The 11270-nt window shown below is 56.3% G+C and carries 11 protein-coding genes; all 11 read right to left on the bottom strand.

Annotation, left to right across the window (positions count from 1 at the left end; translation table 11 throughout):
- The coding region (locus tag KGZ89_09115) for a response regulator (GenBank protein MBS3975009.1) at positions 1–356 on the bottom strand (356 nt) is incomplete at its 3' end.
- Positions 353–1630: a histidine kinase gene (locus KGZ89_09110; GenBank protein ID MBS3975008.1), complete on the bottom strand. Its 1278-nt coding sequence runs from the start codon at positions 1628–1630 to the stop codon at positions 353–355. The genes KGZ89_09115 and KGZ89_09110, both read right to left, overlap by 4 nt.
- A 44-nt stretch (positions 1631–1674) precedes the next feature.
- Positions 1675–2490, bottom strand: coding sequence for a GNAT family N-acetyltransferase (locus tag KGZ89_09105; protein ID MBS3975007.1), 816 nt, complete (start codon positions 2488–2490; stop codon positions 1675–1677).
- Positions 2491–2502: 12 nt separating this feature from the next.
- Positions 2503–3744, bottom strand: coding sequence for a hypothetical protein (locus KGZ89_09100; GenBank protein MBS3975006.1), 1242 nt, complete (start codon positions 3742–3744; stop codon positions 2503–2505).
- 94 nt (positions 3745–3838) lie between these two features.
- Positions 3839–4402, bottom strand: coding sequence for a DsbA family protein (locus tag KGZ89_09095; protein MBS3975005.1), 564 nt, complete (start codon positions 4400–4402; stop codon positions 3839–3841).
- Positions 4403–4488: 86 nt separating this feature from the next.
- On the bottom strand, positions 4489–5499 hold the full coding sequence (amrS, locus tag KGZ89_09090) for an AmmeMemoRadiSam system radical SAM enzyme (protein MBS3975004.1): 1011 nt from the start codon (positions 5497–5499) through the stop codon (positions 4489–4491).
- Between the two features lie 27 nt (positions 5500–5526).
- On the bottom strand, positions 5527–7446 hold the full coding sequence (locus KGZ89_09085; GenBank protein ID MBS3975003.1) for a diguanylate cyclase: 1920 nt from the start codon (positions 7444–7446) through the stop codon (positions 5527–5529).
- Positions 7397–7957, bottom strand: a complete 561-nt coding sequence (locus tag KGZ89_09080) for a QueT transporter family protein (GenBank protein MBS3975002.1) — start codon at positions 7955–7957, stop codon at positions 7397–7399. Before KGZ89_09080 ends, KGZ89_09085 begins: the two co-directional genes overlap by 50 nt.
- A gap of 70 nt (positions 7958–8027) precedes the next feature.
- Positions 8028–9491, bottom strand: a complete 1464-nt coding sequence (locus KGZ89_09075; GenBank protein MBS3975001.1) for a HAMP domain-containing histidine kinase — start codon at positions 9489–9491, stop codon at positions 8028–8030.
- A gap of 5 nt (positions 9492–9496) precedes the next feature.
- Complete coding sequence (locus KGZ89_09070) at positions 9497–10177, bottom strand: response regulator transcription factor (GenBank protein ID MBS3975000.1); 681 nt, start codon at positions 10175–10177, stop codon at positions 9497–9499.
- Positions 10178–10244: 67 nt separating this feature from the next.
- Entirely contained in the window at positions 10245–11267 is a 1023-nt protein-coding gene (locus KGZ89_09065) for an aspartate-semialdehyde dehydrogenase (protein MBS3974999.1), read from the bottom strand.
- Positions 11268–11270 lie beyond the last annotated feature (3 nt).

Here is an 11270-nt window from a genome sequence, read left to right as displayed (position 1 = left end):
GGAACGAGCCTCTCTAGCGCCTGCTTCAACCGGCCGAGCTCTACCGGCTTGACAAGATAATCGACGGCCGACACCTCAAACGCCTTGACCGCATGTTCGCTGTGCGCCGTGACAAATATTACCGAGGGAGGACGATCCAGCTGGATCAACATCTCCGCGAGCTGAGTCCCGGACATGCCCGGCATATCGATGTCCAGAAAAACAACGTCGTAAGGGATAGCCTTGATCAGCTGAGATGCCTCCGACGCATTTGACGCCTCACCTATGACCTCAACGCCGCCCGCCTCATCCAGCAAGTATCGAAGCTCGGACCGAGCTGGCGCTTCATCATCGACCACAAGGGCTTTGAGAGTCACTTGCATCCTCCTGCCGCGCCGATATCGGCGATCGTTAGCGTGACCGTGGTCCCGACGCCCTCGACACTGCTGACGCCAACGCCCGAACCTGGTCCAAAGTGCCCCTTCAGCCTATCATGCACATTTGTCAGCGCAATCCCAAGCCCTACTCCAATTCCTGGCTCAAGAACATGAGGAAGCCGCTCGGCAGGGATTCCGACTCCATCGTCTGCCACAGAGATAACCAGCTTCTCGTCACTGAATGCTGCAGCTATTCGGATTCTCAAGATGCCTTCGGCGCGCATACCATGCTGGATGGAGTTTTCAACCACCGGTTGGATGATAAATGCCGGTACGCGAAACTCCAGCACGCTGGGATCGATATTCTCGGAAACTTCAATTCTCTCCCCGAACCTCGCACGCTCGAAGTGGAGATAGGTCCTGACGTACTCAAGCTCCGAGGAGAGCGCGACCGGCTCCTCGCTGGTTTCAAGCGTCCGCCGATAGAATCGCGCGAAATCCCTCAACAGTTCCCTGGCCTGCGGAGGATCGGTGCGAATCATCGACGCGATAGTGTTGATCGTGTTGAACAGGAAGTGCGGGTTTATCTGAGCTTGCAGCGCTTTTAGCTCCATGCGGTAGGCCAACTCTGTCTGGCGATCCAGCTCAGAGAGCTCAAGCTGCGTTGAGAGGAGCTTAGCTAATCCTTCGGCCATGGCCAGCTGCGTCTCATTCAGCAAGTGGGGGGAGGTGTAGTAGAACTTGAGCGTTCCGCAGGGCCTATTGCGAATCTCCAGTGGAACAATTATCGCGGCACGCAACGAGCAGTTCCAATCCGGACATCCGATATCCTCCCGAAACGAAAGAACCCTGTGCTCCATGTGCTCTAGGGCCTCGTGAGTCGCATTCGTAAGGATCGGGCCTCCCGCTATGTGATGATCCTGGCCGAGACCGACAAACCCAAGGACTCTCTCGGTATCCGTTATTGCGACCGCCGCCGCTTCTGTGCGCTGCATCGCAATGCGGCATACAGCTTGCGCGCTCTCCTCGGTAAGGCCCTGCCGAAAATAACCCAGACTCTCATTCGCGATCTCGAGAATAAGATGGGACTGGCGCGCGCGCAGGTGATCGGGGCGTAACACAAACCTCGTTATCACGCTTCCCAGCGCCACAACCAGCAGGCCGATCAGCGCCATTGTCGTCAGCCACGATGGCTGATCGAGAACTATGACGCTCCATGCGGCGATGATAGACAAAACGACAACACCAACGAGAAGCAGGGTGTCCAAAATCACTGTACGCCTCGAAATCATGTATGCCTTGACTCTCCCGGCTCGTGTCATGCCGGGCCAACCATAAGGAGCAGCTTCCCGTTCATTTCCACTCCCCGAAATCGAGAATACAGTGCCCTGGATGGCGCGTTCTCTGCCTGGGTGCATAGATGAACCGTGTCCACTCCGGCTCGCCTGAGAAAACTCACGGCGTCTCTGAACAGCACCGACCCCACCCCTTTACGACGCGATTCAGGCTCGACCGCAATCCGCCCTATGCTTCCACTACCACACTCCAAGGTGGACAGAGTATATCCGATAATTACGCCATCTTCTTCTCCCACCATGAAGCGCTGCCCGACTAGCGCCGATACCAACTTGGGGATGTCGTAAGCCCAAAATGGCTCAAAACAGCGATGATCCAGGCGCAAGATCGTAGGTATGTCTTCGGCAACCGCAGGTCTGATGAGAATACCGGAGGGCAACTCTGAAGCGCACTGCTCGGCTTCGTCGGCGTCAAACTCGATGACGAGCATTGTTTCTCGAACGTTCATCCCCAAAGACTCGTAATCCTTAGCCAGGCTCTTTGGTACGGGCGGACTCAGTATCTGCGCATACCCCATTGCCCTGGCGGTCGAGTATGCGGCCTTGACCAACCCGCGAAAGTGGGCGTTGCCTCCCCAGACACCAAGTATCGCCAGTATGTTCAGGTGCTCTCGCCAGTTATCTACAATAACGACTCCGCCAAAGGCGTCCTTGATGACCCGCCACTCTCCCTCACGATGAAAGCGAAAAAAATCTTGCTGGCTGCGAAAGATACGAGAAGGGCCGACCGTCTCCCACAGGTTCAACAGGTCCTCCTCGGCGGCGGGACGCGGTTTCACCTTCCCGCCTGCCTACTCGCTCCTGAGCACAGGGAAACGCCCGGAAATGGCCGTGCGGTCGATCTGGCGCTCACCGGTAAATAGCGGCCTCAGAGCGACGTCATCCCATATCCGATCCATCAACATTGGCCAACGACGCTGGAAGTCAAAGTAGTTGTGGCAATTCTCGAGCGCGTAGCTCGAGGCATCCTTCAGTGCGACGCGCGCAACCTTGAAGTACTGTCCTCCGCCTTTCCCCGACAGCCCCCTGAGGATCGCGGTCAAAAGCGCCCGCCACACAACGGATGAACCGAGGAAGCCACCGGGATATGGCATCATGGATTCAGGAGTAACCTGCCTCAGGTCAACCTGCGATTTCGCAAACTCGAGCTTGCGATGCTCGTATACGAATCGATAAACATCCTGGCGAAAGTGTACGGCAGGATTAGCGGGGTGCGGAGGTTGATGAATCACATGCCACTCTCCGTCCAGGAAGACATCTCCACCGTGCATTCTTGCGTTGATAACGTAGTCAATATCCTCGCCGCGCATAACCCAAGGATCGAAACTCACATTGCAGTACATATCACGGTGAAGTGCAAGGCAGCCACCAAAAGCTATCGAGGTCGGCTGAATCCTAGGTGGAGCGTCAACCTGGGCCAACGCTTCATTGACCGCATCTTCCTGTCGCCAAAATATGTCATACCAGTGCGGATCAGAATATCGCTGATGCTTGCCGTCCGCATCAGTGTAGTAGCCTGACTTGGCGAGAATTGGGCGTCCGTCGTCCAGCTGTTCGCCCAAACCCTCCATCGCGCGCTGCAAAAATGCCTTATCTGTGATGACCTGATCGTCATCAAGGAACACAACGCTTTCGTGGCCCAATACCGCTGCAGCCATCAATCCCACATTGCGAACAGCCCCGTAACCCATGAGGCTGACTCCATCTATCATGTCCGCGAACTCTATCTGCTCCAACCTGCGATGAAGCGAGCCGAGCTCGGCTGGCCCAAACACCAGCGCATCGATTCCTGGGAAATCTTCGAGAATAGCCCGCACCCTGTCCTCGGCAGCGTGTTCTATGCCATGATCCGTAGCGGCCACTATGAGCACAACCTGCCCAAGACCTTCAACTTCCTCCAGGGAGCGCAGGCAATCTGGCAAGGTGCCGTCGGAATCAACAGGGGTCGGATGGTCGTATACCGTAAGCGGGCTGTCAGAGATACGACCTCGCCGTCGGGTCCAAAACGTCGGAATGATCACACACGGTGTCACAGGCAAACTCCTCGCTTATTATTTTTCGCTCCGTCCGGGCAAGCTCTCGCCCGGCAACTCGCACACACGATGATACCGTGAGCCTTCGCTGCAGTCAGTAATCCAAATGAGCCTCATCGATATCCGTTTGCTTGCTCAAGCAGCGCTCCACTGCTTTCTTGATGATCTGATAAGGCTGGGCGCCGATGAGAAGTTCATTGCATATTAGTACCGCCGGAGTTGATTCAACCCCCAGCGTCGCACCTAGCTTGCGAAACTGGCTCAATCGCTCGTCATACTTGCCAGTGCTCCAGGCCTCCTCGACTGTCTCCGGATCGAGCCCCTGCCCCTTACCGATATCGAGCAAGATGCCACGATCTCCGATATCCAGGCCCGCTTCAAAATACGCCGAGAAGATCGCTGCATGAAGCTCCTTGTGGGCTGGATCACCGGCATCCCGGCCAATCTCGGCCATAGCCATGGCCGAGTGTGTGTTCGGCAAAAAATCAGGCAGCACCATCGAGGCGCCTTCGCGGGCAGCAGCCTTGATAAGGTACTCTTCAACCCTCTCCGAATGCCCGGCCTGAGCCTGCTCGGCAAGTTTGATACCGGCCTCTGGCATGTCAGGACGCAGCTCGAACGGCGCCAGCACCAACTCAACATCGTACTCCGAAAGCATCCGTTCGAACCTGAACCGGTCGACAAAACAAAACGGTCAAGTGTAGTCGAAGAACACCAATATGCGCGGTTTTATCTCAGGGTCTTTCACTCGGCTATACCCAACCCTTCATTGCACTCCAGGCACGCCCCTTTGGCCAAGGCGGTCTCCACTACAGTGTACCCCGAACGCCTGATGACGAGCGCGCCGCACTTTGGACAGACGGTATCCCGCCCTTCTCCACAATCAATATTGCCGAGATAGACGTGGTGAAGTCCGGCGCTTCGCCCGATCTGCCTTCCCCGAATCAACAACTCTAAAGGTGTCGGCTCAAATCCAGCATAATCCAGGCACGGGATAAAGCGCGTGAGGTGCCACGGGGTCGCCGGCCCCAGGCTACCAGCTATCCATCGAGCAATGTCGCCTAGCTCCTCCGAAGAGTCATTGATCCCCGGAACAAGATTCGTCACTACCTCAACGTGCATTCCATATTGATGGAGCGCCCTTTCGGCAGCGCGTGTAATCGACTGAAGATCCGAGACTCCGCATAGCCGGCGATACGTTTCTGAGCGAAAGCCCTTGATATCGACTCGCCACACATCGATAAGCCCGCCGAGAGCATCCAATCCTGCAGGCGTGATATACCCGTTGGTCACCATGACAGTAAAGAGTCCAGCGGCCCTGCATGCTTTGGCCACGTCACACACATACTCAATCCAGATTACCGGCTCATTATAGGTAAACGCCACCCCGGGACAGAGATTGGCCTGCGCCAAACCGACCAGCGTGTCAGGATCGATAGAGCGCAGCTCACAGCCAGCCATATCTGGACTCGCCCGGCTTATGCGCCAATTCTGACAGTGGCCACAGCGCATCGAGCATCCAAGGCTACCCACCGAGAGCACCGAGACACCTGGGCGATAGTGATACACAGGCTTCTTTTCGATCGGATCCACGGCCAGGGAAGACACTTTGCCGTAGGTAAGCGCATAGAGAACTCCCGCTTCGTGGCGCCTGACGCCACACACCCCAACACCGCCTTCACTGATGCGGCAGGAGTTCGGGCACACTTCGCAAACGACAGAATCTCCCTCATGCCGCCACAGTATTGCGCGCATATGAACACCCAACCTCGAACACGAACTTTAGCCCGGAGCGATCTTTACCTGGTTTTTCCCAAACCTCTTCGCCTCGTAAAGTGCCTGATCCGCCGATTCCAACAGGTCAACCTCTGACTGCCCATCCCCTGACAGCGCTGCCACCCCGATAGAGATGCTTATGGCCGGGAACCTATCCTCGTTGGCCAGAGATCCCACATTCTCGACCTTCGCCGCGCCTACTGCGGCACGGAGCTTCTCGGCTACTGCGAATGCCGCTGTCTTTGTGGTCATTGGCAGTATCAATGCAAACTCATCTCCGCCGTAACGTACGAGCAAATCCGAGTCGCGGGTTTCAGCTCTCATCGCGACAGCACAAGCTCTTAGAACCGCATCTCCCCCTTGATGTCCGTAAACATCGTTGAACTGCTTGAAGTCATCGACATCGATCATCAGAACGGATAGCGGATATCTGTAGCGATGAGCCCTTGAGACCTCCTCGGCAAGTCGCTCATCGAAGATTGATCGGTTTCCTAGCTCGGTCAACGCATCTGTGCTGCACGCCAGCTCCATCGAGGTCATCAGCTTAAGATAGCGCTTGTGTTGTTGTGGGAAGCAAAGTTCCCAGGTGGAGTTCCCCCTAAGCACCGCGATAGCGTGATCGACACATGTTGAGTAGCCACAGGCGCCACAGTCGAGAGCCTCCTTCCTCGACGCAAAGCCACCGTCGCGCAATTCAGCATCTACCTGCTCTGCTGTCAACGGGGTTTCGAGCACCGTTTGCGGTTGATATTTCCTTCTAAGCTCAATCGCTGGCAGATGGCGAAGTAACTCCCTGTTCTGGACAGAGGCGGGATGCGCTGCCTCCTTGTCGGCCAGCATGATATTGCGCTTTGCATAGACGGTGAGATCCGGCCGAACGGCTGGACCATCTATACAACCATCGCAATTAAGCATGTCGACAATGGCAGGAGCGGTTTCTCCACCAGCGATCGCGAACAAGAGATCGTCGAGCTCGCTCAAACCCCTGACGACAGCAACCGTTCCATCTGTCTGGTCGCGATTGAGCACAATCCGTCGCGGAAAGCCATCGGTCAGCGACACTTGCTTTTCTGGAGTCGCCTTTCTTTGGCCATTTCGGTTCAATCCCGAGGGCCTCGCCGCCACTTGCACATCCGACAGCAAGCGCTCAAGCTCCTTAAAGTCGATTGCGACGTCTACAGCGCCCTCGAACTGCGGATCAAACACCTCATCTTTGCGGGCGAAGCATGGCGACACATACACAACAGCCGTTCCTTCGGGATACATCTTTTTGATCAAACGCGCCTGTGCGATATATGGCGGAACGATCGGAGCGAGTGCGCCAACCATTCCTGGATGGTATTTGCGCACCCAGTCCACGACAACGGGGCACGTTGAGCGAAGCGAAAAGGCTCCAGTGAACCGGACATGATGCCGCTCATACTCCTCGGCTACCATATCTTCACCCAGCGCTGTGGATTCAACCCCGAAAAATCCCGCGGATTGCAGCAACCACTCAACCTCAGGTGGAAGGCGCGGGTGCAGAGCAGCCACATACTCTGTAGCCAATAAGGCGACTACTTTGTTCTCGCCAAACAGAAGCTCCCGCACCCGAGGCAGGTCATCTCGAACTACAAAGCCTCGACCGCACTCAGAAACACAGATTCCGCACTTGACGCACCGCGACTCGATGATTTCCGCGCTACCTGTGGACATTCTGATCGCGCGCGCAGGGCATTGTCTTACGCAGCGCAGGCAAAACTCACACTGCTTTTCCCGGCGCTCGAATAAAAAGCCCACTGTAGACGCTCCGAGCTGAGCGGCCACTTTGGAGCTATCGTCTACTTTTGCCGGATCCAAAGCCTGCACCTCCAAAACCATGCCACACACAAAGCGCTTATCTGGGTCGAGTGGAGATACCCAGACCCACACGCTGAAGTGTCGCATACAATGGCAAGCCCAAGCCATAGACGACCACGGCTTGGCCAAAACCTACTGCAACTACTCCGAGCCCGTACATGGCTAGCCAGCTACCCTCAAGGTCGATGCCTAATACGGGAATCGCATAAAGCCCAAGGCCTGCGAGTAACACCGGTAGGTATGCGGGCACTATCAACGCATTGCTTATCACGGGGCCCAGCAAGGCCACCAATGGCTTCGCCCTGTTCCTCCAGGCCCAGATAGTACCGATGAGGGTCGCCAGGGCACCGAAAACCACGTCCAGCAGCGCTATCGGTCCCACTTGCGTTATGAGAAAAGCGTTTGCTGCAGCGGTTCCTACAGTCAGCCCAGGCATCGCAGCAGGCGTAATTAGCGCCAACACTGTAAGCGCCTCGCTCAATCGGAACTGCACCAATCCCCACCCAAGATACATGGGCATTTGCAGCACCGCCAGCGTCAGTACCGCATAAAGAGCGGCGATTATCCCGGCTTGAGCAACGTATCTGGTGCGATTCATCGATGGCCCTTCGACTCGACAGGTCCAAAGAATTCTATCAGCGACAGGCCAAACAACCAACAGCCGCGACTTACATGCGACCGCGTGGAAGCCTGACTGTGAATATCGAGCCCTCTCCTACGGTGCTGCTCACCTCGATGGTGCCTTTTATGCCATCGACGATCGTCTTCGCAATGGGCAGACCGAGCCCAAAGCCGCCGGTTCTCTTTGACCGCGAGACATCGGAACGATAGAAGCGCTCGAATATGCTCTCTGCCTCCTCGGGGTGTATCCCGATGCCGGTATCGGCGACCTCAATCACGATCGTATCCCTCTTCCGGCGCGTCTGAACGGAAACGCTGCCTTTTTCGGTGTATTTTGCCGCATTGTCGACAAGAATCGAGATCATATCCCCTACCTTGTCCGAATCTCCGATCATTATCAGCTGTCCCTCTTCAGGCCCAATGAACTCCAGCCCTTTTGACATGTATCTGGTCGCTGCGGCTGCCAGGGTCTCTCGGCAAACTGCATTCACGTCAAACCTCACGCTCTGAATCTCCATGGTTTTCTCATCGCGAACAAGCGCTAAGAGATCCTTGCACAGCCGAGCCATTCGATTGGATTCGCGGTCGATGGCAGCGATTGCCTCGGCCTGAACCTCAGGATCAGCGGTGCCCCACTTCTTGAGGATGTTCGTATAGCCTCTGATGCCCGCAACCGGAGTGGCAAGCTCATGCGACGCATCGGCGATGAAACGAGTCTGGGCCTCCGCTTTTCGCTGTAATCGGTCGATAAGGGCGTTGAGCACCTTGGCCAACCTGCTTATCTCGTGCTCGCCTTCTTCGGGCAGGCGGACGTCAAGTCTTCCGGCATCTATGGATTCGGCGGCCAGCCGAAGATTGTCGACCAGCTTCAAAATCCTGCCGAGGGTCATCTGGACAACAATAATCATGGCAAGGGCCGCAACAGCCGCATGCGCGAACATCGGCGAGCGAACCGCATCGATAACCTGCTCTTCATTGATTGAGCGATGCGTAATGATCAGCACACCCCTTGAGCCGTCTGGCAGCTCCAGCGGGACATGCGTGACATAAATCGGTAGTGCCGCCGGGAAAAACATCCCCCGGAAGGGAGCCGTCTCTCCTACGGTTGACCGAAGTATCTGATCGCTATCGAGAGCTTCTTCCAGGCGAGCCGGATCCTGGATCACCGTGGGATCGGGCGTATTGACCCAAAGTAGCCCTCCTTTGGAATCATATAGCGCCACATGCGATTCGGGCGCTCCCCAGCCGGCAACGAAAGCACTCAGCCGCAAGACGAGGGCTCTCCAAGATTCAGTGCCGACAAGATCGGGTGACTCCTGTCTGACAGAGTCGACGTGCATCCGAACTACATCGCTTATATCACCAACTACCTGCTTAGAATGCTCTTTTGCGACGGTCACCATGCCTTCGTAGACTATCGCGTAAGATACCAGCGAGATACCTCCGACGGCGAGTACCGAAAACAGCACCGAGATTACCAGCAACCATGCCCGTATTGTCAGGCGGCGCACAATCTTCACCCTTTAGCGAAGAAGTATCCGACTCCACGAATCGTCTGTATTATCGTATTGTCGCGATCGCCGATCTTGCCTCGCAAGTGACACACAAAGACCTCGATAACGTTACTGTCCGATGACTGTTGGCCCCCCCAGACCTCCGAGATTATCTCATCTCTCGAAATAACGCGGCCGGCGTTGGAGGCAAGATAACTGAGCAGGTCATACTCTTTTGCTGTCAGGTCAAGTGGCTTGCCTTTCATGGTGGCTCGGCGAGAGCTAGGGTCAAGGACAACTCCCGAAGCCTCAATGGGCGCTGGCGAGCGTTTGCTCTCAGCTCTTTTCAGCAAAGCTCTTACCCGGGAAAGCAACTCCGTGATCTCAAATGGTTTTCGAAGGTAGTCATCAGCCCCGGCGTCAAAACCGGTGACCAGGTCTTTAGGCTCGGACAACGCAGTGAGCATCAAAATTGGAACCGCATCGCCACGTCCCCTGAGTCGGCGGGCGATCTCCATGCCATCCATGGAGGGCAGCAGGATATCCAGAATCACAAGGTCCGGAGATTCTTGCTCGATAAGAGCCAGGGCCTCTTCGCCGTCGGAGGATTTGATGACCGAGTAGCCGGAGTGCATCAACTCAAGCTCCACAAAACGCGCAATGGTCGCGTCGTCCTCCACTACGAGAATCTTCTCCATGCTCATTTCAGTAAGTACCTCCGTGTTGCCGGCGGACGTCATATCGCTAGCATACAACAGTCTCGTTTATCCGTCAGGGAAGTAGCCGCTCCGCGATTTGCACCGCATTCAAGGCGGCGCCCTTACGTAATTGGTCGGCGACGACCCACATGGATACCGCGTTTGGCGCTGTCGGGTCTTTGCGCAAGCGCCCGATATAAACGTCATCTGTACCCGCAAGCAAGGCAGGCATCGGGTAATCGAGCGCTGCGGTGTCATCGATAACAGTCACTCCGGGTGCGGATACGAGAGCTTCGCGGACCTGGTCGACCGTTATCTCGGCGCTAAATTCGATATTTACCGCCTCGCTGTGACAGCGAAGAACCGGCACCCTTACACAGGTGGCATGGACCGCTATATCTGGTGCGCGCATGATCTTTTTTGTCTCGACAACCATCTTCCACTCTTCCTTGGTGGAGCCATCCTCAAGGAACACATCGATCTGCGGAATGCAGTTGAACGCTATGCGATGCGCAAATTGCGACACCACTAGTTCTTCTCCGGCGAGAAATTGGTCTGTCTGCGTATACAGCTCCTCCATCGCCGCCTGACCAGCCCCGCTCGCCGCCTGATAGGTCGATACGACCACTCGGCGAATCGGCGCGAGGGCTGCCAGTGGCTGCAAGGCCACTACCAGCTGAATCGTAGAGCAGTTGGGGTTTGCGATGACCCCCGAATGCTCGGCGATGGCCTCCGGATTCACCTCGGGCACGACCAGCGGCACATCGGCATCCATACGAAACGCCGAGGAGTTATCGATCATCACCGCGCCTGAACCTACAACCGCATCGCGATACTCCCTGCTCACAGACGCACCCGCGCTGAACAGCGCTATGTCGACGCCAGCGAAGCTTTCGGGGGTCATCTCCTCGACAACCAGATCGCGATCGCCAAATCGCACGGATCTGCCTGCCGAGCGCGCCGAGGCAAGCGCAATTACCCTGGCGGCGGGAAAGCTTCTTTCCGCCAGGATGTCCAGCATCTCCTTGCCTACAGCCCCTGTCGATCCCGCAACCGCGACTACCGGCGAATCCGGCATCCTCTTTTCCCAAGCCATACT

The organism is Actinomycetota bacterium, from assembly GCA_018334075.1.
Lineage (GTDB): Bacteria > Actinomycetota > Coriobacteriia > Anaerosomatales > UBA912 > JAGXSC01.
Note: the sequence above shows the minus strand (reverse complement) of the source record. Positions and strands in the feature narration are given on the sequence as shown.

Excerpts from the sequence above, each read along its gene's own strand:
- KGZ89_09085 (MBS3975003.1), bottom strand. The coding sequence starts at position 7,446 with ATGCGACACTTCAGCGTGTGGGTCTGGGTATCTCCACTCGACCCAGAT.
- KGZ89_09070 (MBS3975000.1), bottom strand. The coding sequence starts at position 10,177 with ATGAGCATGGAGAAGATTCTCGTAGTGGAGGACGACGCGACCATTGCG.
- amrS (MBS3975004.1), bottom strand. The coding sequence starts at position 5,499 with ATGCGCGCAATACTGTGGCGGCATGAGGGAGATTCTGTCGTTTGCGAA.
- KGZ89_09065 (MBS3974999.1), bottom strand. The coding sequence starts at position 11,267 with ATGGCTTGGGAAAAGAGGATGCCGGATTCGCCGGTAGTCGCGGTTGCG.
- KGZ89_09080 (MBS3975002.1), bottom strand. The coding sequence starts at position 7,957 with ATGAATCGCACCAGATACGTTGCTCAAGCCGGGATAATCGCCGCTCTT.
- KGZ89_09095 (MBS3975005.1), bottom strand. The coding sequence starts at position 4,402 with ATGCTTTCGGAGTACGATGTTGAGTTGGTGCTGGCGCCGTTCGAGCTG.